The 24,486-nt window shown below is 40.7% G+C and carries 20 protein-coding genes and 1 tRNA gene; 11 read left to right on the forward strand and 10 right to left on the reverse strand.

Annotated features, from left to right (window positions below):
* Positions 1-159: 159 nt before the first annotated feature.
* Both RMX98_RS15185 and RMX98_RS15190 read left to right on the forward strand, forming a co-directional pair.
* A complete protein-coding gene (locus RMX98_RS15185) occupies positions 160-459 on the forward strand; it encodes a protealysin inhibitor emfourin (protein ID WP_322678585.1) in 300 nt (99 codons plus the stop codon).
* 83 nt (positions 460-542) lie between these two features.
* A complete protein-coding gene (locus RMX98_RS15190) occupies positions 543-1,445 on the forward strand; it encodes a DUF4437 domain-containing protein (RefSeq protein WP_322678586.1) in 903 nt (300 codons plus the stop codon).
* Positions 1,446-1,744: 299 nt separating this feature from the next.
* Here the strand turns inward: RMX98_RS15190 and RMX98_RS15195 are convergent, their stop codons facing one another.
* Positions 1,745-3,229: an amidohydrolase family protein gene (locus RMX98_RS15195; protein WP_322678587.1), complete on the reverse strand. Its 1,485-nt coding sequence runs from the start codon at positions 3,227-3,229 to the stop codon at positions 1,745-1,747.
* Positions 3,230-3,346: 117 nt separating this feature from the next.
* Between RMX98_RS15195 and RMX98_RS15200 the strand changes: the two genes are divergently transcribed.
* From RMX98_RS15200 to RMX98_RS15210, 3 genes are all read left to right on the forward strand, one after another.
* Positions 3,347-4,141 (forward strand): aspartyl/asparaginyl beta-hydroxylase domain-containing protein, encoded by a 795-nt coding sequence (locus RMX98_RS15200; RefSeq protein WP_322678609.1) that lies wholly within the window; start codon positions 3,347-3,349, stop codon positions 4,139-4,141.
* Between the two features lie 299 nt (positions 4,142-4,440).
* Positions 4,441-5,448, forward strand: a complete 1,008-nt coding sequence (locus RMX98_RS15205) for a zinc-binding dehydrogenase (protein ID WP_322678588.1) — start codon at positions 4,441-4,443, stop codon at positions 5,446-5,448.
* Positions 5,449-5,486: 38 nt separating this feature from the next.
* Positions 5,487-5,885 (forward strand): nuclear transport factor 2 family protein, encoded by a 399-nt coding sequence (locus RMX98_RS15210; protein ID WP_322678589.1) that lies wholly within the window; start codon positions 5,487-5,489, stop codon positions 5,883-5,885.
* Positions 5,886-6,100: 215 nt separating this feature from the next.
* Here the strand turns inward: RMX98_RS15210 and RMX98_RS15215 are convergent, their stop codons facing one another.
* The 6 genes from RMX98_RS15215 to RMX98_RS15240 form a co-directional block, all read right to left on the reverse strand.
* The gene (locus RMX98_RS15215; RefSeq protein WP_322678590.1) at positions 6,101-6,577 is read right to left on the reverse strand and encodes a hypothetical protein; all 477 of its coding nucleotides are present in this window, start codon (positions 6,575-6,577) and stop codon (positions 6,101-6,103) included.
* A 104-nt stretch (positions 6,578-6,681) separates the two neighbouring features.
* A complete protein-coding gene (locus tag RMX98_RS15220; protein ID WP_322678591.1) occupies positions 6,682-9,078 on the reverse strand; it encodes a response regulator in 2,397 nt (798 codons plus the stop codon).
* Between the two features lie 516 nt (positions 9,079-9,594).
* Complete coding sequence (gene hpsU / locus RMX98_RS15225) at positions 9,595-10,176, reverse strand: hormogonium polysaccharide biosynthesis acetyltransferase HpsU (RefSeq protein ID WP_322678592.1); 582 nt, start codon at positions 10,174-10,176, stop codon at positions 9,595-9,597.
* A gap of 114 nt (positions 10,177-10,290) precedes the next feature.
* Positions 10,291-11,295, reverse strand: coding sequence for a glycosyltransferase family 2 protein (locus RMX98_RS15230; RefSeq protein ID WP_322678593.1), 1,005 nt, complete (start codon positions 11,293-11,295; stop codon positions 10,291-10,293).
* 23 nt (positions 11,296-11,318) lie between these two features.
* Positions 11,319-12,251, reverse strand: a complete 933-nt coding sequence (locus tag RMX98_RS15235) for a glycosyltransferase family A protein (RefSeq protein WP_322678610.1) — start codon at positions 12,249-12,251, stop codon at positions 11,319-11,321.
* Positions 12,252-12,527: 276 nt separating this feature from the next.
* On the reverse strand, positions 12,528-13,340 hold the full coding sequence (locus tag RMX98_RS15240) for a hypothetical protein (RefSeq protein WP_322678594.1): 813 nt from the start codon (positions 13,338-13,340) through the stop codon (positions 12,528-12,530).
* A 507-nt stretch (positions 13,341-13,847) separates the two neighbouring features.
* Between RMX98_RS15240 and cobU the strand changes: the two genes are divergently transcribed.
* The 5 genes from cobU (at position 13,848) to RMX98_RS15265 (ending at position 20,411) form a co-directional block, all read left to right on the forward strand.
* Positions 13,848-14,423, forward strand: a complete 576-nt coding sequence (gene cobU, locus RMX98_RS15245) for a bifunctional adenosylcobinamide kinase/adenosylcobinamide-phosphate guanylyltransferase (RefSeq protein ID WP_322678595.1) — start codon at positions 13,848-13,850, stop codon at positions 14,421-14,423.
* Positions 14,424-14,473: 50 nt separating this feature from the next.
* A complete protein-coding gene (locus tag RMX98_RS15250; RefSeq protein ID WP_322678596.1) occupies positions 14,474-14,893 on the forward strand; it encodes a hypothetical protein in 420 nt (139 codons plus the stop codon).
* A gap of 351 nt (positions 14,894-15,244) precedes the next feature.
* Positions 15,245-16,204: a ribonuclease Z gene (locus RMX98_RS15255; RefSeq protein WP_322678597.1), complete on the forward strand. Its 960-nt coding sequence runs from the start codon at positions 15,245-15,247 to the stop codon at positions 16,202-16,204.
* Positions 16,205-16,848: 644 nt separating this feature from the next.
* Positions 16,849-19,056: a polysaccharide biosynthesis tyrosine autokinase gene (locus RMX98_RS15260; RefSeq protein WP_322678598.1), complete on the forward strand. Its 2,208-nt coding sequence runs from the start codon at positions 16,849-16,851 to the stop codon at positions 19,054-19,056.
* Between the two features lie 209 nt (positions 19,057-19,265).
* Entirely contained in the window at positions 19,266-20,411 is a 1,146-nt protein-coding gene (locus RMX98_RS15265; protein WP_322678599.1) for a SpoIID/LytB domain-containing protein, read from the forward strand.
* A 287-nt stretch (positions 20,412-20,698) separates the two neighbouring features.
* Here the strand turns inward: RMX98_RS15265 and RMX98_RS15270 are convergent, their stop codons facing one another.
* Positions 20,699-21,997 carry a hypothetical protein gene (locus RMX98_RS15270; RefSeq protein WP_322678600.1) on the reverse strand — a complete coding sequence of 433 codons (1,299 nt, stop codon included), beginning with the start codon at positions 21,995-21,997 and terminating at the stop codon, positions 20,699-20,701.
* A gap of 189 nt (positions 21,998-22,186) precedes the next feature.
* Between RMX98_RS15270 and RMX98_RS15275 the strand changes: the two genes are divergently transcribed.
* The gene (locus tag RMX98_RS15275; RefSeq protein ID WP_322678601.1) at positions 22,187-22,666 is read left to right on the forward strand and encodes a hypothetical protein; all 480 of its coding nucleotides are present in this window, start codon (positions 22,187-22,189) and stop codon (positions 22,664-22,666) included.
* 88 nt (positions 22,667-22,754) lie between these two features.
* Here the strand turns inward: RMX98_RS15275 and RMX98_RS15280 are convergent.
* Together RMX98_RS15280 and RMX98_RS15285 are read right to left on the reverse strand one after the other, a co-directional pair.
* Positions 22,755-22,826, reverse strand: a tRNA-Gln gene (locus RMX98_RS15280).
* A 312-nt stretch (positions 22,827-23,138) separates the two neighbouring features.
* A complete protein-coding gene (locus RMX98_RS15285; protein WP_322678602.1) occupies positions 23,139-23,795 on the reverse strand; it encodes a WecB/TagA/CpsF family glycosyltransferase in 657 nt (218 codons plus the stop codon).
* Positions 23,796-24,486 lie beyond the last annotated feature (691 nt).

Here is a 24,486-nt window from a genome sequence, read left to right on the forward strand (position 1 = left end):
TTAGATGTACTATAGGACTCATATTTGATTTTTGAAAAATCTCAGTACAACTAGGGAGCCTTCTTTCCCGTTGCAAGAGTGCCTATTGCCTATTGCCTGTCTACACAAATCACTTCAGAAATCAAATCCCAACTAAGTAGCACAACGGAGAGCAAAAAAATGCGGATATCGTTTGAACGCACAGGCGGCTTTGCTGGGATTACCAAGAAAACAACCGTTGATACAGATACTCTCTTGCCAAACGAAGCCAGCACACTTCTCCGACTGGTTGAGGCTGCTGATTTATTTAGGCTACCTGAAGTAATTACTTCGCCAAATCTCCAGAGCGATCGCTTTCAATATAAATTAACAGTAGAAGATAACGGTAAGCAGCATACGGTGACTGTCAGCGAATCAGCATTACCAGGAACCTTAAGACCCCTGATTGAATGGCTGCAAAATATAGCACAAAAAAGGTAATTTGCTGAATTAGCAATTAAATTTTTAGATAAAAATCCAGTCAATGCTATCTAAAATTAAATATCCCAGGAGAATGTAAAGTCGTGGGCGAAGAGAATGTAAATTTTAATTCCACTGAAGAAAACCAAACCGATGATTTTTTGCATATAGCATCTGTAAAAGAGGATTGGGGTGGAGATGGAAGAGGGCGCATGAATCTATCAGGAAGGCGCACAGCAATCTCCAAAGAGTATGTACCTCGCCAGTACCAATACTTTGATACGAATACGGCGCTAGAAGAACACGTATGGCGCATTAGTGGAATGCCAGAAAATGTAGTAGCTGGAAGCCGTCGATTACTTACTTGGCATGACAATGGTGCATCAACGTCAAGAGTTGTAATACCAAGACAGTTTGAACTACCATCTGGCTTCTTTACTTCTGATTTGGAGATTTTCGTACTTAGGGGTGCAATCCAAGTGGGAGAGTGGCAGCTAAACAAGCATGGCTACTCCTTTATTCCCGCAGGAGTCAGAGTAGGCCCTTGGAAAGTACTAGGTGATGAAGAAGTGGAAATCCTTTGGATGGAAAACGGTTCTCTCAAGTATAAATATTCACTAAATAATCATCCAGATGCTAGGTTAAGTGGTTTTATCCCAGCATTGGATAGCAAATTAATACCGTGGGGCAATACAGTAACAGCTCAATTTATAGAAGCAAATAAAAAGTGGCTAAGGAAAGATAATAACGGGGGTGGAGTCTGGCTGCTTGCTATCTTGCCACATTATGATGGTAAGTCCCCAATGATTCAATGTTATAACGAGGAAGGGTATTGTCTAGCTGGATACTGTGATATTGGAGATTACCGATTTATAAAGGATTATTTTGGCTATATTCCCAGCTTTACCATCTCTCCTTGGCACAGAACAGATGATGGTTGCTTATTCTTTATCCGAGTTGATAGGGATTTATCAGAAGTTTCAACAGTCTTGTCGTATGCACACTAATAAACATATATAGCAATCCGCTTTGATTTCTGTTCGCACAGCATGGCGTAGCCATAATTATTTGCGTAGGAGGTAAGAGGCAAGAGGTAAGAGGCAATAGGCAATAGTCAAGAAACCTCTTTGAGTTGTACTGGATTTTTTCAGAAATCAAATATGAGTCATATAAGGAGGTTGGCGTAAATAATTATCGTTGAGATAATGCAGGGGGCAGGAAGAAAAGAGTTTGAGCCTTATTGACTTTTCGCCACACAGTTTAGTTTTATTATGTCAACTTATTAAGTTTTTAAATAGCAAGATTTCTATGTTGACATTTTAGAAGGTCTTTTTAAATAGCGCCCAATTGGTGAACCTAGAACCTCTCCATTGTTGTAAATCAAATTACCACGTAAAAAGGTACTTTTTACCCTTCCACTTAATTCCATTCCTTCAAAAGGTGTATAACCTTGTTGTGATTCTGACTCAGCAGCACGTACCACAAAGGTTTCATTAGGGTCTACTAATACCAAGTCAGCGTCATAGCCAATAGCAATATCGCCTTTTTCTAACAAACCAAAACGCCGCGATGGGTTCCAAGATAGCAATTTAGCGATATGGTTGTAGGACATTCCCCGCTTGCTACCTTCACTAAATACACCAGAAAGTAAATATTCTGTACCACCAAAACCAGACTTTGCTAACCAAATATTATTCGGGTCTTTAGCACTTCTTTTTTGTTCAGCAGAACAGCAAGCATGGTCACTAACTATCCAATCTACTTGATTGTTAAGTACTGCTTGCCATAAATATTCCACATCGGCACGAGGACGAATAGGAGGATTGACTTTTGCCCAAATTGTATTGGGAGTATCGACATCTAATAACAAATGTCCGACAGTAACTTCTCGCCGAAAATTTATATGAGGAAAAGCAGTTTGCATAGTCAAAGCTGCTTCCATTGCTTTACGCGAACTTAGGTGCAACAAATTGATATTTGCACAATTAGTCTCGGATGCTAAATAAGAAGCAATGCAAATTGCTAAACCTTCGGAATGAGGTGGACGCGCTGCACTGTAAGCGTGTAATCCACTAAGACTAGAATCGTTTGCAACTATTTTGGTATAGGCGTTGAGAATTTCTGCAACTTCACAGTGTAAACTCAAGCTGATAGTATCTCGCGCTTCTGGATGTTTTTCCATCAAACGAGTTAAACCGCGCATAATAAATTCAAAATGGGCGAAATCGTACCGTTCGTCTTTATTAATCATCAAAAAGAGGTTTTGCTGGTCTGATAAACCATGCAATCCATATCCGCCATAAAACATGAAAATTTTAAACGAAGAGACACCGTGTTCCTCAAACAATAAAGGTATTTCGTCGATATGCTGGCTAGCTATAGGTGCGATGTGATAGGCGTAATCTACAAAAAAATTACCTGCGGATAAAGCCAAAACCTCTGGAAAAAAATCGCGGTAGGAGCCGCCTTTGTTAAGATAATACTGCCCTGTACGGATGTAATTTAAGCTAGTAGTCACACCTCCCATTGCAGCTGCTTTGGTTTCAGTCACAGCATCTTTGTCAAGGGGTTGATAAATACCGATGTGCATGTGGGCATCTACGACCCCAGGAAAGCCCAGCAAGTTTTTGCCATCAAATACCTCTTTGCCTGTGTCTGGGCTAATATTAGGGGCAATCTGAGCAAATTTTCCATCCTGAATTCCTAAATCAAGTAGTTCGATTACATCCTGATGGGGACGAACTACTCGGACATTTTTGATAATTTGATCTAATACAGGAGTTTCAGACACGGTAGACCTCACACTAAAATGAGTTTAGTCAGGAATTCCAACATCGAATCGAGACAAAGACAAAATCCTATTATTATATAACGGTTTTTTATGAAATCATCTTCAGGAGAAAAGACAATGGAAAGTTTTAATGAGTATCATATAGACCCAAAGGAATTTCCTTTTCTCAAAAGTTTTCAAGATAACTGGCAAGTGATTAGAGATGAGTTTACACGCTTTATTAAACAGGCATCTAATGAAGAGTTAAAACTAGCTTACGATATTCTCGGCCCTAAAAGTAAAACGATTAAAACCAAGGGTGATGCCAAATACAGCGCTTTTGGGATTTTATTTCAAGGGATGTTTATTGAAAAATATATTCAAGTGCATCAAATACAATATCCTGACTATGCCCCAGATGAAGCATCACAAAAAGCACTTGCATTAAGAGAGAAATATTTCTCAAATTTGGCTCAAGTAATAGAAAAAGTCAACTTGAGTAATGATAAAATTATCAGAAATGTGTATTTTGGTACATTCCATCCAGGCTTGGATATCAAGTTACATGTGAACTATAACCCTCATACAAATCGTGGCTATCTAGGATTGATTGTACCAGAGGGAGATGTGGCTATGAAAATCTGCCATGAGCAACTTTATTGGCATGAAGGAAAATTTCTGGTTTTAGATCACAGCTATCCACACTGCCCGCATAATTACACCAATTATGATAGAACTGTTTTGGTTGTAGACTTTTTTAAACCAGATAAACCTAGAGAAGAAGTTATCCAATTTGAGAAAGAACAAGTCAGCCAACGTATGCAAGATAATCCTTACAGCTTAGGTGTTTTTGGTAAAAGCGATAAAGCAAAAGTAGAAGATTTTATCAAGTATGGTTTAGCTCATCAATTAGAGTGGGATAAAGCTTTATAAACTTACTATAATTCACGTGAGATTGTTGATGGTGCGTTATGCTTTCAGCTAACGCACTCTAAATTTATCAAAATAGAATTCAGGAGTCAGGAGTCAGAATTCAGTATGAATTCTGTACGACTGGCTCCTGAATAAGTGGGTTTAAGACCCCCACCAAATTGAAAATTTGGTGGTCAACTTTCGTAGTGGTGGGTCTGAATCCCCCACTAATTGATTCTGACTCCTGAATTCTGACTTCTGAATTCTTCTTCAAATTTATTAATATAGTTTTAAATATTTGCGCCCATTTACTTCTACCAATGAATTTAAAAACTTACAGAAAATTAACGGTCAAACAACTGAATCAGAATTTTAAATCAGCCATTGAAATTGTCGAAATTCCTATTTCCAAACCTGCTGTTAATGAAATTTTAATTCAAAACAAATTTGCTGGCGTTAACGGTGGTTTTGACACCTTACTTTGTCGTGGTGATATTCCATATATTAACTTAATTCCTCCCTTTGATTTAGGTGTGGAAGCTGTGGGAAAAGTTGTCGATATAGGTGAAAATGTCAAAGATTTTCAAATAGGTGATGCTGTAGTAACTACCGTCCGTGGTGGCGGCTATCGAGAATATCAAGTTATCGATGCAAACTTAGCAGTGAAGGTGCGCGAAGCAACGGCAGAGTTGCTAACACTAATGCCTACAGGTGTATCAGCTTTGGTGGCACTGGAACAAGTGGGGGAGATGAAAAGTAATGAAGTGGTTTTAGTGACAGCAGCAGCAGGAGGAACTGGTCATATTGCGGTGCAATTGGCAAAGCTAGCTGGGAATCATGTCATTGGTACTTGCAGTTCTGAGGCGAAGGCAAAATTACTCAGAGAATTAGGGTGCGATCGCATTATCAACTATCGTACAGAAAATCTCAATCAAGTCCTCAAGCAAGAATACCCCGATGGGATTAATTTGATTTTTGAGTGTGTAGGTAAAGCAGTATTTGATACCTGCATTGAAAATTTAGCAGTGCGGGGACGTTTAGTAGTGGTTGGTTTTATCTCCGAATACGCAAAAAATGTAGAAGAAATTACACAACCACGTCTTTATCACCAACTATTTTGGAAAGCAGCTTCTGTCAGAGGCTTTCTCATGGCTCATTATAAAGAGTATATGTCAGAGGCAGGCGATCGCCTCTTAAACCTGTTCTACACAGACAAACTTAAAGTTGCCGTTGATCCAACACAGTTTCAAGGCATAGAATCAATACCCGATGCTGTACAATATCTCCTCAGTGGTCAGAATTTTGGCAAAGTGGTTGTGAGGTTTTAAGTAAAACGCTATTAGCTTATATCCAGTTGGGAGTGAGAATGACACAAGATTCAGAAAATACTTTAAAAGTTGCTCGGCAAGCATTTGATAATCTGACGCACGGTATGGCAACTGGAGAGTGGGAAGCTTTATTAGATATGCTCACAGAAGATTTTACCCTTTGGTTTCCAATGGGTAAATTCCACGGTTTGAATGTGGGAAAAGAGCGAGCTAGAGAGTTTTTCGAATACGTTTTTGAATCCTTCAATCCTGGGTTAAAACTGACTAGTCTAGACCATGTTACCAGTAATGAAACGACTGCTGTCTTTGAGTTTCGGGACGAGGGGCCTTTATTCGGACAGCCTTACAAAAATCGGGTAGCAGTTTCTTTTGATGTGCGTGGAGACAAAATTTGTGGCTATAGGGAATACTTTGGCAGTGATGGTAAATCGTATTAAATAATTCGTAATTCGTAATACTTCTCTACGAGAGGCTGCACTTCTCTACGAGACGCTCCGCGAACGACTACGCTCTGTTACCACGCCAACGGCTACGCGGTAGTTGAATCTCGACTCACTTCGACGCCGCTCAGTGCAAGTCGCTCGATTACCGCGTAGTCGAAACTCAGTACAAGTTCGTAATTCGTAATTATGAATTATTTAATTTAGTTTTGTTAGTTACTTTCGGGGTTGAGTTCGTTGATTTCTCTGCACTTAGCTTCTGCGGCTTGATATGCTGCTAAATAGTCTTGACCACCCAACATTACATCACCATAATATTCATAAGGTGGGTCGCCATAAATTGGCAATGGATCATCTTCGGGATAATCTTCTTTCGATTCTTCAATGATGGCTTTCAGCTTTTTAACAGTCAGACTATGTGCTGCAAAATACCAGAGTTCTTGGGGGTTTTTGTTTAGATAAGGTAATGTAGGATCGATAATGCGGACATCAGAGGCATCACCTAGCTCAATCCAACTGTGTTCAATCGGTCTGTATGGCTTACCAGCAAAAGCTAAAAATCCCTGAATATATCTTGCTCCTTCAGTGGACAGTGCGGCTTTGTAAGCATTGTCAAAGGGAGTGCTGGCTCTGCTGTTTATCTGTTCAGCAATTTTGATTGACAGCGTTTCATCCAATAGTTTGTTCATTAATAGCAAGGATTAGAGCAGCCATGAAAACATATTACCACTGCTACTTACCATTTTGCTTGGGTATTGGACATTGGTTATTCACTAATGACTAATGACAAACTCTACTTTGTACTAATCACCATTTGTAAATTTCTTAACAAGTCGCTTGAGGTGTAGGGTTTGGACAAAAGGGTTTTGACATTATTACCAAGGTTTTTAATCATTTCATGATTGAAGGCTAATCCACTAACACCAATAATTTTGATGTCTGGATTAATTTTTTTCAAAACATTGATCGTTGTTGGCCCATCCATATATGGCATCATCATATCAACCAACACCACGCTAATTTCTTGTTGATGTTCTGTATATAGTGCGATCGCATCAATACCATCATTAGCTACTAAAACTTTATAGGCATTTTTTTCTAACCAGGTTTGAGTTACCTCTCGAATTGAATCTTCATCATCAACAACAAGAATCAATTCTCCATGCCCTGCTGGTAAGTCCTGCTCTCTGGCCAGTTTCTCATCTGTATCGATTGTCTGCGTTACAGGTAAGCAAACTTGGAACTCTGTACCTTTGCCCACTTCAGTAACTACATTCACAAAACCACTATGACTTTTGATAATACCAAGCACTGTTGAAAGACCAAGCCCTGTGCCTTTACCCAGTTCTTTTGTTGTAAAAAATGGCTCAAAAATTCTATCTACTATATCTCTGGTAATTCCTGTACCTGTATCAGAGACGCTAATCATCACGAAAGAACCCATCTTAGCATCAATATTCATTCGGGCATAGTGGCTATCAACCCAGAAATTTTTTGCAGAAATCTTAAGGATACCGCCATGCGGCATAGCATCACGCGCATTAATACAGAGGTTCATCAACACTTGGTGTAGCTGAGTAGCATCGCCAAAAATATTCCATAGGTTTTGCCCAGGAACATCAATGCGAATTTCAATCGCTCTGGAAAATGTTTGCTTGACAATATTTTCAATTTCTGAAATTAAATTCCCCACCTGTAAGGTTTTAAAGTTACCTACAGAACCGCGTGAAAACCACAGCACTTGTTTAACTAAATCTGCTGCACGTTTAACATTTGTTTCCATGATTGTCAGCCATTGCTGACTTTTTTCATCGGGCAGCTTTGCCTCTAAAAGTTGTACTGTCATCATTATGGGAGTCAGTGCATTGTTGAGATCGTGGGCGATGCCACTTGCCAGAGTGCCAAGACTTTCCATACGCTGGGCCCGGAGAAACTGTGCTTCGAGTTGTTTTTTCTCTGTAATGTCAGAGTTGACAATCAGGATAGATTTAGCTTGTCCCTCATCATCATTTACTAGTGTCCAACGGCTAGCAACAATTATCTGTTTGTTTTGTTTTGTGACTTGATGTAACTCACCTTGCCATGAACCACTCTCAGCTAAAGTTTTCTGGATGTTTTTCAGTTCGCCAAAACTTGGCTTTCGATACAAAAGCTGATTGGCATTTTGGCCTACTGCTTCTTCTGCCATCCAACCGTAGAGATATTCAGCGCCTTTATTCCAAAATTGAATTTGGTGTACCAAATTTTGAACAATAATTGCGTCTGTGGTGATGTCAAGCAAAGCCGCTTGCTCACGGATTTTCTGTTCTGCTTCTTTACGTTCGCGCAGCGCAGCTTGTTGTTCGGTAATATCAATTACAAAGCCCGCCATTCGAGCAACTTTTCCTGTAGAGTCTAAAAAGATATACCCGTTATTCTCAACTGTAATGTAAGTTCCATCTTTGCGACATACCCGAAATTCAAGATGGAATCGCTTTTTTGTGGCTAAAACACGGTTAATCTCTTCGTTAAAGAAGTTTCTATCATCAGGATGAACCAACTCTAACCAACGATTCAAACCTCCTAACATCTCAGCCATAGAGTAACCTAATATTCCCTCTACATTCCCACCATATTTAATATCGTTGGTATGTAAATGCCAGTCATAGAGAATCTGACCACTCGCTTGAATTAGTGCTTGATACCGATTATTCCACTCATCTAATGCATCTGAATGACATCGCAGTTTTTCCTCTATTTGCTGGCGCTCCAAGATTTCCATCTCTAAACGTTTATTTTGCTCTGTGAGTTTTTTTGTCAGGTTTCGTAAACGTAAATGCGTATTTATTCTAGCTAAAACCTCTTCATGCTCTAGAGGTTTTGTAATATAATCTACTGCGCCAAGATTCAAACCTTTGACTTTATCCACCTTGTCACTCATAGCAGTTATGAATATTACGGGAATATCTAGAGTGGCTGGATTTATTTTCAAAAGTCTACAAGTTTCAAAACCATCGATCCCTGGCATTAATATATCTAGCAAAATCAGGTCTGGTAAGGCATATTCTGCCATTTTTACGCCACTTTGACCGTCTTCAGCTACTAAAACTTTAAAACCGTAGTGTTCTAATAAATCAAATAATATTTGTAAATTAATAGGAGTATCATCGACTATTAAAATTACATGTTTTTCGTTTTTGTTACAATTCATAGTTGCCCCTTATTAAAATAGTTTTAAAAGTTGTCGAATTTATTTGCCTTTAAAAAAAATATTTGGTAAGTTGGTAAACGGCACTGTATCACCTACTTATTGTTGAAATGGCAAAAAAATTTGCTAATTAGACTATCTCTTAGCTGATTTCTCTTAGCTGATTGGTATATTATATTTTCGGCAAATTTTTGTAGATATATACGAATTTGGGAATAAAAAGCAAAAAGATTTAATTTAAAGTAAACTATCTCCAGGAAATGCCTACATCTATCTATAAAGTAGAGCTTATAGGTAAGAAATATAAGCATCAGCTATGCATGTAAAAAGTAGATAAGCTCTGAGTTAGAGCATTTCGATCTGAAACTTCGATGTTGGTGTAGCCTGAGAGCTATGCCTATGCGTGGCGATCGCACTTTTATTTCCTTTTCCAAAAGCACGCGTAATTAATTTCACCAGATATCTAATAAATAGGGGCACACAGCTAGCTGTGCGCCCCCAATATGTTTATCTATAAAATCAGGGAGTTGTGGGAGGATCAAGTTTTATCCTAACCGTCTTGGGACGACAGGGACTTCCCCAACAAACCTGCCCAGAGGGCATATTAGTAAAAACACTACTACGAGCGCCAATCACAGCATTAGCCCCGATTTGCACTCCCGGCCCAACAAAACAATCTGCTGCTACCCATGCACCATTGTCAATGGTGATACTTGCTGTTTTCAAACCAAAGGCAGGATCTTGGAGATCATGACTACCAGTACACAGGTAACTTTTTTGGGAAATTACGCAATGTTCACCGATGTGGATCTGATCGAGGCTGTATAAAACTACGTTATCTCCAATCCAACTGTAGTCACCAATCGTAACTTTCCAAGGGTAAGTGAAGCGGGCAGTAGGTCGAATTAATACACCTTTGCCGATACTAGCGCCAAACAACCGTAGCAGAGCGCAACGCAGGATATTTAACGGTTGAGGAGTAAGAGGAAAGGCGATCGCTTGTACAAACCACCATAATAAAACATACCAACTTGGACGCCCCCGATCAAACCAAGATTGGTCATATTTGCGTAAATCTACGAAAGGTTGGTCATTTGTCATTCAATTTTAGATTTTAGATTCTAGGCTTTTGCGTGGCGCTCAATCGAACTATTTTAGATTTTAAATTTTTCCTTAAATCCAAAATCCAAAATTCAAAATCTAAAATTGGCAAAGTTAGGAATCAATGGTCAATAGCTTTCCCTCTGTTCCTTGGTCACTGAGTTTAGCCTGAGCGGCGTCGAAGGGCGTAGCCGAAATGCTGCTCCCCTGCTCTCCTACTCCTTCCTTCGGGGTAGTTGCAGTATTTAAGTGACCACCACAGTTACGTAATTCGTAAAGTTTAACGCCAATTTGATATTCATATTGACTTAGCAAGCGTGCATAAATATATCCTGCTTTGCCATCCAAAAAACCACGTTGAATAATATAAAACAAAACAAACCGCAAAATGGGTTTAAATGGCAAGTGTACCCACACTTTTTTCAAAAAGCGCTTGCGTTGTACGGCATCACCAAATAGATTTGCGCCAATAGTACCGCTCTCGTCTTTACCTGTGAGAATATTAAAATAAACACTGGCTTCCCAATTAGAATAACGGTTGTGTCGTTCTAACCAGTGGTAAAGGTCGCGGAAATCCTCGTGGAGCATATCATTTTTGAGATATCCAACTTTCCCCTGTAAAATCACGTGTTCGTGAACTTCGTTATCACCAGTATTCGGAATATCTTCTGTATTTAGATTTTCGTAGCGACCTTTTTTATGTTGAAACAAACGTAGATTCCAATCAGGATATTTCCCACCATAACGAATCCATTTTCCTAAGAAAAATACGCGGCGATTGAGATAATAACCGGTATATTCCTCGTTGTGAATTGCTTGTTCAATTTCTTCCCACAGTTCCGGGGTAATGCGCTCATCGCAATCTACAATTAGTACCCATTCGTTACGGAAAGGAAGATTATCTAAAGACCAATTTTTCTTTTTGGGCCAACGTCCATTAAAGTTAAATTGAACGACATTTACACCGTGATTTTTAGCAATTTCAATGCTGTTGTCAGTACTTTGAGAATCTACTACAAATATTTCATCTGCTCTACTAAGACTAGCAAGACAGGCAGGCAAGTTTACTTGTTCATTTTTGGCTGGAATTAGTACTGAAACTGGTATTTTAGATAGCATAGGAGTATAAATTATGTTATTGGCTATTTTTTATTTGATGTAGATAAAAGGCCCTGAATAGCAGCATTTAAGTAACCAATCTGACCATAAGCATAAACAAGTTTGTCAAACCGTTCTGCTGGATCAGAGAAATATTGCAATGCCTTATACAAGCCACGCACAAACCGTTCACTACCTCGCTGCAATTGAGCGATTCCAGCTTTACCAGCGAGTTGTTCTCGATAACATTCACTGATACCTTGCCACCAGCCTCGGTTCAAAAACCAGGAGCGTTGGAGGCGTTCTGGGGCTACATTGTGAGCGACTAGCGCTTCAGGAAGATAAGCGACTTGCCAACCACGCTGTAGGGCAAATTCAGTCATTAGAAGTTCTTCATTAGATAATAAATTTTTTCCCACTCGACCGAGATTAGGATCAAAACCGCCAATTTCTTCTAGGAAACTGCGGCGGATGGAGTAATTTAAGCCTCTAGGTGTTGAGCCAGGTTGCTCGATGTAGATGGTATTATCACCTAAGTCGTATGCACCCAGATTTGCAGCTAGCCCTGGAGATAGCCACCGTGGTTGTTGAATTCCTGGGGGCCACAGGAGAGTGACTTTGCCACCTGCGATCGCTAGTTTAGAATTATTGTAATAGGCAGAATATAAAACTTGCAGCCAGCCCTTACTGGCAACGGCATCGTCATCCAGATAAGCAAGAATATCACCACTGGCTATTCTTGCACCCGTATTACGGGCTACAGATAAACCAATGGTGGGTTCAAAAACATACTTCAGGCGCTGATTGTGGGTTCTTTCTTCTACAACCTCACGAGTGCGATCAGTAGATCCATTATCAACTACCACAATTTCAAAGTCAGCAGCAAAATCCTGTGCTAAAAGACTATCAATTGCAGCCCCTAAATAGGTATCTCGATTGTAAGTACAGATAATGGCAGAGATTTGTGTGTCTGGCATAGATTTAATTTTGGATTTGAGATTTGGGACTTCGGCTCCTTTCGACTTCGCTACCTCGACTTCGGCTCCATCGAGCGACTTGTACTGAGTTTCGACTACGCTCAACTACCGCGTAGTCGAAGTAAGTCGAGATGCTCGGCACAAGTCAAGGCTAGTCGCTCAGTCGAACGATTTTAGATTAAAATCTTAAATCCAATGCATAACTGCTGAAAGTTAATCTAAACCAAAAGTTACCGACCTACCAACCGAGTTTCTTCGGAAATAATCTTTAAAACTTCACGTTTGTTGAATATGACTGTGTAAAACTACAAGAGTTTGAGCGAGTTGACTCAGGCGAGTTTCCAAAGATTGCTTGCGCCCTAACAGTTGACGTAACTTTTGGTAACGAGCGATCGCCATACTAACATTGGGAACCTGATCCGGTGGACATGGGCGCGACCAGACTTTACCAGCATCGTCTAAACCACAGAGGCGATAGCCAGTAATAGATGATTGATAAGATACTTTTCCACCAGTGGCGCAAATTTCTTCTACGTAGTTCATTAAGCGGTCAACCTCTGCATGACGCAGTGTCGCGGTTCCTGCTGGTTCTGGTTCGCTGGGATTGGATTCTAACCAGCCATTGACAATTGGCCCTTCTAAGTAAATATCCTGAATTTGCTTCAAAATATTTTGCAATTCTGTTTGCCAACCAGCGACAGTTTCCTGAATTTCTTGCAATAGATTCATCGCCAATGCTGGATTCGCACCGTGGCGATGACTACTAAAGCTCGGAGTTTTCAACTTGGGTAGGCTGGGTGTTCTGTTACCATTCTCTTCTGTTTGAAAGGTCTGTACAGAGTCATGGTGAGGAAAGAAATTTTGTTCAGATGAATAATCACTCTCAGTCTCTTTGCCCAATTCAACGAGTTTCTCATCCTGAGAGGATGGAATTTGTGTACTTTCTGTGGATTCGTTGGCTCCGACGCTGATTCTAAAAGAGAAAGGCCGTTTTGTCGTCGTCGAATCACTTGTTTCGGCAGTAGAGGCAGTGCCGCGATTCCCTAAATCGTGTAGAGTTGCTTCAATGCGTTTTAAGCCTGCGTTCATAAAAGATATCCTAAAGTTTGCTTTCCCCAGTGGTATTGAATAATTGAGAATGGGATTGTTGGGATTTTTGGCTTTTGCCAGTTGTGGCATCAATGATGCTGGTGCTAATTTTATCCCTTAAAAGTTATTTGAAACCAAAAATCTCACCCATGAAGTAAAAAACTGTGGTGATAAATTGCAACAGTCGTACTATAGTAATCCGATTTGATTCCTGAATTAAGGAGTGAAAACCGGGGACACAACGACTGCGCGGTAGTTGAATCTCGACTCACTTCGGCGCCGCTCAGTGCAAGTCGCTCGATTACCGCCAAGCGGTGCACTGAGCTTGTCGTTGTGTCGAAACTCAGTGCAAGTCGCTCGATTACCGCCAAGCGATGCACTGAGCTTGTCGTTGTGTCGAAACTCAGTGCATCGCTGGGGACTGGGAAGAAGGAATAAAAGTGTACTGAGTTTTTTTCACGCAATCAAATATGAGTCCTATATTGTTAAAATACTCAGTAAAAAACTTTGGGTAAAATCATTTTAATAACAGGGCCAGCACGATCTGGTAAAAGTGAATGGGCAGAAACTTTAGCTATGCAGTCAGGAAAAGCAGTTGTTTACGTAGCAACAGCCACCGATAACCCAGACGATCGAGAATGGCATCAACGCATTTTAGAACACCAACAACGTCGTCCCCAAGACTGGGTAACTCTATCTGTACCCGTGGAACTGTCTGCTACTCTCGCCGATGCCAAACCCTATACCTGCCTCTTGGTTGATTCTTTAGGAACTTGGGTTGCTAATCTCCTGGAACAAGACGAATCTAGCTGGGGAAACATTGTTACAGAGTTATTAGAGACGGTGGAACTGGTTGCTGCTGATATGCTGTTCGTAGCAGAAGAGGTGGGTTGGGGCGTGATACCAGCTTATCCCCTTGGGAGGGCATTCCGCGATCGCCTCGGTTCTTTAGTACGCCAGGTAAGTACACTCAGCGAAACTGTTTATTTAGTGACTGGTGGTCATGTCCTCAATCTCAGTGTCCTTGGTTCGCCATTGCCAAATAGAGGGGATGCTGGAACATTCAGAAGTCAAGATTCTTAATTAGATTCAAATTAATCCAAAATTTAAAATTTAAAATCTAAAATTGTAATATGGCAACCAAACAAGAAGTTAGAGGATACCTTGCCTACTGGTTTCAGTTGGGTAAGAAAGTGATTACGGGCAACGGTAAGGCAAGCTTTTTGCCCCAATCGGTGCTAAATGGCGATCGCTATAGTGAAGAATTTGAAGAGTGCTGGCAGAAAATTATCTCGCCGGAATCAGGTGATTGTTACCTGGAGGGTACATCCGAAACCATTGCTGAACTGTTGACACCAGCATGGGATATGCTGCCTTGCAGTCGATGCAGTATGCCGATAGCCGCACGAGACGTCGGAATGCCCGCGTTGTTATGTCCCTGCAATGATTTACCTAACTGGCCGAATACTGAATTGCCAGCACCGCGAGAGCCAATTAAGACTCAAGACCAACTCAAAACAATCCGCGATCGGCTTGTAAATAATATTACATAAATAAACAAGCAATTTATCAATCTGACAACTTTCTTCTAATTTTCTAATTATTTGATTATTTTAATTTCTCCTGTAGTGTTCTTGAGTCTCACTACAGAATTTTTGTATGCTTGTACTAGCTAAGGAAAAATAACTATTGGTTATTAATACCATTTTGCAATTATATGTAGTATTTCTTCCTCTGCCTCCCCTGCTTCCCCTGCTCAAGAACAGCCTGTCAAAACTAATATTTTTGAACGCAATTTGGTATAACTATGCCCAATCCCAAAAATCCTAAATATTTTACTCATTAACCGTGCCACTATAGAAAATAGAGCTGCAAATTGAGCAATAGGAAGACTAAAGAACACTGTGCAGATAACATTCTTAGGGACGAGTTCCGGTGTACCCACGCGATCGCGCAATGTTTCCAGTGTCGCTCTGAGATTACCCCAAAGGGCAGAACTGTGGTTGTTCGATTGTGGTGAAGGTACTCAGCATCAAATTATGCGGAGTGAACTGAAAATCAGTCAACTCTCCCGAATTTTTATCACCCACATGCACGGCGACCATATCTTTGGCTTGATGGGACTTCTTGCTACTTGCGGCTTGGCTGGCAATGTGGAGCGAATTGATATATATGGGCCACCTGGATTAAATGATTACATTCAATCCGCCTCACGTTATTCCTACACGCACTTTTCTTACCCAATCAAAGTTCATGCCATCCGTCCAGGGATAATTTATGAAGACGATGACTTCACCGTTAGTTGCGCTAATTTACACCACCGCATTACAGCTTTTGGCTACCGCGTAGCCGAAAAAGACCGATCCGGACGCTTCGATGTGGAAAAAGCCAAGGCGTTGCAAATTCCTCCTGGTCGGGTTTACGGTCAACTTAAGCGCGGTGAAACAGTTACCCTTACTGATGGACGGGTGATTGATGGCACTCAATTATGCGGCCCTACAGAAATTGGTCGAAAGATTGCCTATTGTACGGACACAATTTATTGTGATGGTGCAGTGGAATTAGCTCATGATGCAGATGTATTAATTCACGAAGCAACCTTTGCCCATCAAGATGCAGATATGGCTTTTCAGCGATTGCATTCCACAACCACAATGGCAGCGCAAACAGCTTTAGCTGCTGGGGCACATCGACTGATTATGAGTCATTTCAGTCCCCGCTATGCTCCTGGAAATACTTTAGAATTGAAGGATCTCCTCAAGGAAGCCCGTGCTATTTTTCCCCGTACTGATATGGCTTACGATTTTATGATTCATGAAGTACCCAGACGACGGGAAGTAGAGCTAACCAAGATAGGCGTTTAAATTTTAGATTTTGTGGAAAGTCTGAAGGTCGGTTTTGAAGTTCGCGGACTCCTTGGCGCATCCCACCGCAGCCATCACAACTTTGCAAGACAGATTTTATATTGAACCCTTCTAATCTAAAATCTAAAATTAACCAGGATCTATCTTAAAGTTTTGTAGTCAAACTGATAACGTCCAGCAAATAGATAGCAGCTAACTTTTACGAATAAGTCAACTAGTTAACCATGAATTTAGATTAACTAAGTGTATCAAAAAGGTAGAAGTACTATGCTTTAAATATTTATCTTAATGTGTTTCTTGGATTACAAGTGATAAAAATAACTTCTAGATAAAGTAATGTTTGTAAATTAGATAATTTATTACTCAAATACTTAAGAAAAATAATTAATTTTTCGTCAAGATTTTTATTCCTTAAATAAAATATTTATTAAAAATTTATTCTTCCAACACTGATTAAGAATTTATATGCATGAATTGATGAACATGAAAGCGCCAGTTGGCATAATATTATGCCAAATTAGCTTGTCATTGTTGGAAGAAGAATTAAGTATGCTCTTGCAGCTATTAGGTGTAAAAAAATCATTTCACATTTCTCATAAATCTTCCAGATAAATATAGTGTTTCGATATTAGAGGAGTTTGATAGTGGCTAAGACTAGTCTGAATCAAGAGCAACAGGTTACTACTTCAGCACAAGGCGTAGTTGACATCAGACAACTATCTACTATTTTGCTTCGCCGACGCTTTCTGATCTTGGGGGTTTCCTGTGTAGTGATGTCAGTTGCTAGCCTCCTGGCTGTCACTGTCAAACCTACTTACCAGAGCAATATGCAGATATTGGTGAGTTCCAATTCATCCGAAGGGGCACAGTCAAATAATATCCCAGTTGGGGCAGATACTCAGGTTACTGATTCCAATTCTCAAGTTGTTGATTCCACTACTCAGATGAAACTTATGCTGAGTTCTAAGTTGCTTCAGAAAGCTGTAGATTTACTTCATTCTGATTATCCTAATATTACTTTACAAGATATCAATGGTCAAAAAGGACATCAGACAAAAGCCGCTCTAGAAATAACTCCAGAAGAGGGAGGTATAGGAGCTAATAAAGTTTTTAATCAAGCATTTAAAGTTTCTTTCAATGATGACGATCCAATAAAAGCACAAAAAGTACTTCAAGCTCTAGAGAAAGTCTACCAAAACTACAACAAGCAGCAACAAAAAGAACGTCTGAATCAGGGATTAGCTTTTGTAAACACTCGCCTACCTGAGATAAAAAAAGAGGTGAGTAAAGCTGAGAAAAATTTGGAACAGTTTCGCAAGAAACATAAATTACTTGATCCCGAAGTCCAAAGTAAAATTCTGCTAGAATCTCTAGCCGATGTTCAACAACAGCTACAAACCGCTCGTGCCAATCTTAAGGATGTAAACGCTCGCTACGATAATTTAGAGCAGCAAATAGCGTCTTCATCTCAACAGAATACACTAATTTCTTCTCGTTTAAATCAGTCAAGTCGCTACCAAGCACTATTGAGTGAAATTCAAAAGACGGAACTAGCATTGGCTAAAGAGCGGCTGCGCTATACAGACGATTACCCATCGGTACAAAAACTAAAGCAGCAACGCCAAAGTGAACTGTCTCTATTAAGAGAAGAGGTGAAAACTATTACTAATAGTAAGGAAAAACCTTTATTCAAAGGACAAATTCTAGGAGTTGATCCAACGCTATTAGACGAGTTTGTTTTGGTACAGACAACTGTTTTAGGACTAACTGCCAATGAAAAAAATCTAACCGAGTCAGAACAGCAAATCCGTTCTGAGCTAAACAAATATCCAAGTTTAATAGCAGAATATAATAGTCTGCTGCCAAAGGTAGAAACTAGTCGCAAAACCCTTGAACAACTACTTCAGGCGCAACAGTCATTAGGACTAAAAATTGCTCAGGAAGGATATAGCTGGCAAGTTTTGGCAGAACCTTCTCCGGGTATTTATATGGGTAACAACAGATTGTTACTTTTAGTCGGAGGAGCAGTGATTGGGCCGATTTTAGGTATCTTAGCAGCTCTGATTTTAGAAAAGTTTAATGACGCTATTTATTGTGCCGGAGATTTAAAGAAACTGACGAACTTACGTGTACTGGGGTCAGTGCCAAAACTATCCTCGCGTAGTGCCAAAAAGCGGCGGCTAGGTCTGCCTTGGAATGGTCGAGGAAGCTCAGATTCTGTAATAGAAGCCAGTACTAAATTGCCCGTCCATGAAACCCTGGACATGATCTACCAAAATATTCAAATATTAAAATATCCCTTACCGTTCAAGTCGCTGATGTTTACTTCAGCATTACCAGGGGAAGGAAAGACAACCTTAGTATTAGGGCTTGTAGCTAGTGCTACTCGAATGCATCGACGGGTATTAGTAATTGATGCGAACCTACATAATCCTAGCCTGCACAAAATCCTGGAAATATCCAATGATTGGGGACTATCTCTGTTATTAGTTGATGAGACAACTACTCATTTTCAAGATTACATCCAACCCATTCATCCCTCTATTGATATTTTGACTGCTGGGCCGGAACCGGAAGATACGGTAAAGTTGCTCAGTTCTCAACGGATGAAAGAACTAATAGAGTTGTTTGAGCAAAGTTATGACCTAGTACTGATAGATGCTCCACCTATTTTGGGCACGGTTGATGCCAGGATTGTGGCATCTTTTTGCAATGGTATTGTGATGGTAGAGCGTATGGGAAAAGTGACTCGAACTGAATTGACTCAAGCAACAGAAATTTTGAGTAAGTTGAATTTAATCGGAATTATCGCTAATGAAGTCAGCAATTCTCAAAAGGTATTGGCATCGTAGGCTGAAGAAGTACGGAGCATTGGGTATTGGGAAGAGGCAGAGGAATTCTCGCTATACCCTCTTGAACTGATTTCTACCTGATAGCTAAAGCAAAATGCATAATTAGTAGGAGGTGGCAACCTCCTGCGTTGGAGAACTGTCTCATCTTAAAGTAGTAGGCGCCATAATCCAGAGCGTCAATTAGATACTAGTGTGATTAGATGATCAGCATGAAATTCCAACTTTATTTAGGCTCTTTATTTTCGCAAATTAAAGTACGTCATTGGTGGGTAAGTATTTTTTTGTGGATAGCTTTGGTTGCCCCAGCCCAAGCGTCTGTAATCCTGCGCGTGGCAATTGAGAGGGGTGTTAATCAGGTAAAAGTGGGCAGTTCCACCACTGGGATCGTGAAGGATAGTACTGGCCGGACTCTCGGACAGTTACCAGCGATGAGTGCATATTACGCCCAAGCCGTTCCTGGCGGAGTTGCTTTAGATAAGTGGCAGTCTGGTTTATTTTGGATTGAGCCAACTGGCAAGGGATTTGTTTATATTGGCGATCGCTGGTATCGAGGCAGAACTTTGGTTGTCCCCACAGACAAAGGCTTAACGGCTGTTAACTGGGTTGATGACCAAGAATATCTCTACAGCGTTCTCGGTGGCGAAATGGATGCTAGCTGGCCTCAAGAAGCTTTAAAAGCCCAAGCGATCGCAGCCCGCACTTACGCCCTCTACGAACGAGAAAAACAACGGAATAATCCCGTTTATGATTTAGGCAATACCCCCGATCGCTGGCAAATTTACAAAGGTGTCATTAGTGAATCTCCTGCTACTTATGCCGCAGTGGATTCTACTCTAGGGCAGGTACTAACTTACAAAAACCGGATTATTCTCTCAGTCTTCCACGCTTGTTCTGGGGGACACACCGAAAACGTGGAAGATGTTTGGGGAAGTAGCGAACCTTATCTACGTGCTGTTCAAGACTACGATCAAAATATCCGCGAGTGTAATTGGGTGAAAACCTTCTCGCCCAGTGAAATTAGCGCTAAATTTCCTGAAGTGGGCAGCGTGACGGCGATGATTCCAGAGACGTACTCACCTTTTCGCAGTGTTAAAGTTTTAAAAATTGTCGGCAATAAGGGCACGAAGGTGCTACAGGGGGAAGAAGTGCGAACAGCCCTCAAGTTAAAAAGTACCCGCTTTACTGTCGCCAAGGGAGGCGATGGTAGTTTTGTACTACAAGGGCTTGGCTATGGTCATGCTTTAGGTATGAGTCAATGGGGCGCGTACAATCTGGCTCGGCAAGGAGTGAACCACCTACAAATTTTGGGACATTATTATCAAGGTGTAGCCCTAACGCCAATTCAGGCGAAGTAATTGGGGATTGGGGATTGGGAAAGGGTAAGGGGAAAAGGGTAAGGGGAAAAGAGGAAAGATTAAATTTATTCCTTTTCCCTTTAACCTGGTTGGTGAGCTTGCCGAACCATAACCTTTTCCCCTGCTCCCCCTGCTCCTCGGTCACTGAATCTCGACTTCGCTCGATTTCCGCGTTGGTCATTGAATCTCGACTCACTTCGACTGCGCTCAGTGCAAGTCGCTCGATTACCGCGTAGCCGAAATGAGCCGAAGTGCTGCTCCCCCTGCTTCCCCTGCCCCTCTACTTCCTATTCCCCACTCCCACGTTCTAAGCGCCGTTGCCATTCAGCGTCAATTTTTGCAGAACGCTCAACTTCTTGGTCTAGTAAGTCAGTTTCGCTAGAGTACACTAAATCTTCGTTGCCAATGACTTTTTCTGTTGCAAATTGTTGAGCATAGTTGATTTTTTGTTGCAAAGGTGAATCAGGACTTGCCAATAGCCTTGCTCTGGAAATGCGATCGCGGTTGCGATCGCCTATTTTGCGATTACGCCACTGAATCCAGAAATAACGCAATAACGGTATACCTAAAAAACCTGCTCCGTAAGCCAATAGCAGCCAATAAATTCCTTGTACAAAAGCTACCAGTCCGCCTAATTGGATGGCAACAGTTCCATCTCTCAACAAACTTCCCAGTACTAAAGCACCAACAAAATTTAGTATCCCTAACCCAGCACTCAGCATAATTTGCCCGGAACTTGCGGCACTAAAACGCCAGGGAAATTCTTCCAAGTGATCTGATATTGCATAACGGCGCTTTTTAACTGCACTCACCTGCAACTCTGGGAAGTAATAAACAATTTGACCTTCTGGACTTACCCCTGGTTGCCCATTAAATCGCGTCAGAACGGGCAACATATAATCTTCGTATTCTCTTGTGTATCCCTCGCCAATATCATCCAAATATGGGGTAATTTGTTCTGCTACCACTGCACCACGGTTATTCCGAATCACTGTAGCAATTTCTTGCCAACGGCGTTCTTCTAAGTTGGCGTTAGGATTACCATCGCCAAACAAAAATGAAAACACAGCTTCAAAGAAATTCAGATTGCTTTCTTCTTGGTTTCCACGCCGCCGTTCCTGGTAGTGGGTGTCATAATTTGGGCTAAGATACCAGAATAAATTTGGAAAATAGAAGAAGCCCCCACCACCGGAATTACTGCCCCGATTGTCGCCGTCACGATCTGAATTGGCAGCAGTAATGATCATGAAGATGGTAACAGTTATCAAGACGATGGAAATAGTTAAGAAAATTCCAAAAGAAATGCGAATCAGGTAAAACAGAACACTCCAGACTTTTTTCCACCATTCCTGCAATCGTAATTGGAAGTATTTATTACGCAAAATTGCTCGAAAATTTTGTGGAAAAAGGAAAACTATATCACCTGAATCCGCTACCTGTAAATGTCCGCCAGCATCAGATGCCAGGGCTAACAAGCTTTGATTAGCTTCAGCTACATTCAATCCTGCCTGAGTTGCCACATCACCAACGGTGACACGGTAGCCCAGTTGTTCCACAGCTTGCATGATGGTGGGACTGGGAGCCATTGCTCTCCCCTCCTGTTAAAACTTATTCCCTTTTCTTAAGTATAAAGTTTTATTTTGAGCAACTTGCCAGGGGTAGAAATAAAGCATGAATGAAATAGACCTCTTGCGTAAATCAACAAATGGACTAACACGCAACGTGTTATAATTGTTTGCCTCAGCTTGGTTAACCAGCAAATTTTCTGCTCAAATATGGTTCAGTATACTCTCGCTCAAAGTCCAGAAATTATCCTTACTGTTTCTGGAAAAGATTCAGCCAAAGCCCGTGATAAGGCAATGGATCAGTTAATGGAACTGATGGATGCAGGTAAGTTACCCACGGAATTGGAAGAAGGATTTGGCCCTCAACAATTAATTGAGGTTAAAGAGTCAACTATTGATACTGCTAGCGGTGAGGATACAATTACACAAGCTGTCCAGGTTCTGAGTAACCTGGCGACACTCAAGTTGAAAGTTCAGGAGTCACGAGCCGAAGCGTTGGAAATTCGCAAAGCGGTTGATGTTCTGTTCACCGATGAGTCTGTGACTGAAGAGGAAATTACTCGACTCAAGGAAGGTTTTAAAGTTCTCAAAAATTTTGCCCAAGCCAATGTGCGTTACCAGGAAGCGCGAGCTAAAGCAGAACAGGCTCGGCAGACTCTCGATCAAGCTCTCAAATCGCCTGACAAGTAATATTTACAGAGTTGGATGCATTGAGATGTATCTGAAAAATGTATTAAATACTTTAAAAGACAGGCTGTTATACCTGTCTTTAGATTAACTGGGGCGCTAGGATTCGAACCCAGGGATGGCGAGACCAAAACCCGCTGCCTTACCACTTGGCGACGCCCCAACAATTTCACTATGCATAATATAGCATTTAATCCTGGGTTAATGTCAAGTATTTTAATAGTTAATTTCAGATAAGGGGTTTTTACAGTAGGACGTTGATTGGTCGGAATCGTTGCAATTAGACTTTTTCATCACTTTGAGGTGAACCTTTAAATTAAAGTTTGGCGGTCGTCGTCGAACTCACGTTAATTTCTCCGATAGTTATGAAAGAGGTAAAAGCAGAAAATTTCGCGATCGCGATTCCTTGGCATTCAAAATATGCTTGACTAAAGGATCAATGCCTTAGAGCCAGTCTCACCCTATTTATTTTTCTTTACTCCCCAGTTTCGTGAAGGAAGACTGCTGCAATACGACTTGATGATAGGAGTTGCTTCGTTGCCAGCCATATAAAGAGTGGAATAGTCTTAGCATAGCGGCTGCAAAGTCGACGCGGTTCTTGAATCCATCGATACAGCCATTCAAGCCCTAAGTCTCTAACTATGCGGGGTGCCCGTTTATGAATTCCTGCATAAACAGGGAAAACTCCTCCCAGTCCAATCATTACAGCTTGTATCTTGCCCTTATGTTGAGCTATCCAATTTTCTTGTTTGGGACATCCCAGAGACACTAAGACGGTGCTGGCACCACTAGAATTAATCTTTTTAACCAAAGCTTCGTCTTCAATGTCAGTCAAGGGACGAAAGGGTAGAGGTTCCATCGCCGCAATCTTCACCTGCGGAAATTCCTTCTCTAACCTTTTTCGCATCTTAGAAAGAATTTCCGTTTGGGAACCTAGAAAGAAAATACTCAGATTTTGTGTTTGAGTTAGCTGACACAATGCTAAGAAAATATCCATTCCTGCTACACGGTCTTGGTAAAGCGCTCCCATTTTTCGCATCATCCATACAAGAGGCATACCATCAGGAGTAACTATATCTGCATTTCGTAATACGGTAGCAAACTCTGGATTCCAATGAGCTTCAATGAGCATGTGTACATTTGCTACATATACAGTTTTACTCTCACGCCTACTCGCCCACCTAAGTATTGTTTGTATCTGGTCGTCAAAGCGTAAAGCAGTAATAGAAAAATCAAGCACTTTTTTAGTAGGTAGAAGCACTCTCGCCACCTTCAATAACTCCTGTGTCAAAGAAAAAAATCCATAGATTACTTAGATCAATCAGAATATTGATTAATTCAGATTGGATCACTCCTGACTTTTATGTAGGCTTCTGTCATCATTGGAAGTTAACACATGGAGATGCAATTGCCTTCTTAGTATACTTTTGACTTAATCAGTAATACTATAATTATTTAACTGCTGTGTTCTAGCTTACTGTTTTAAGCTAGAGATTTTAGACGCTGTGTGACAAAATTCATACTTCCTTTATAATTAATTTTTCATTGGTTCATGTAAGCATTACAATTGCGACAAATTCCCAGATGTATTTTCTACACTGAGTCTCGCAAGCTACTTATGTATTTAAATAGTAAAGAAAAATGCCAGTCACTTAGTCTGGCAATTTTGATACGTAAGTATACGCTAGTATACGCTTAATAGGTTTAATTAAAATTAACTATATTTAAAATAATGTAAAATAATTTTTTATTATCACTTTCCCAATCTATTAGAGATTTAATTAGCGTTGCAGAACAGGGAGATAAATTTGGATGGAATTTTA

The sequence above is a fragment of the Nostoc sp. DedQUE02 genome (genome assembly GCF_034531035.1).
GTDB lineage: Bacteria > Cyanobacteriota > Cyanobacteriia > Cyanobacteriales > Nostocaceae > Nostoc.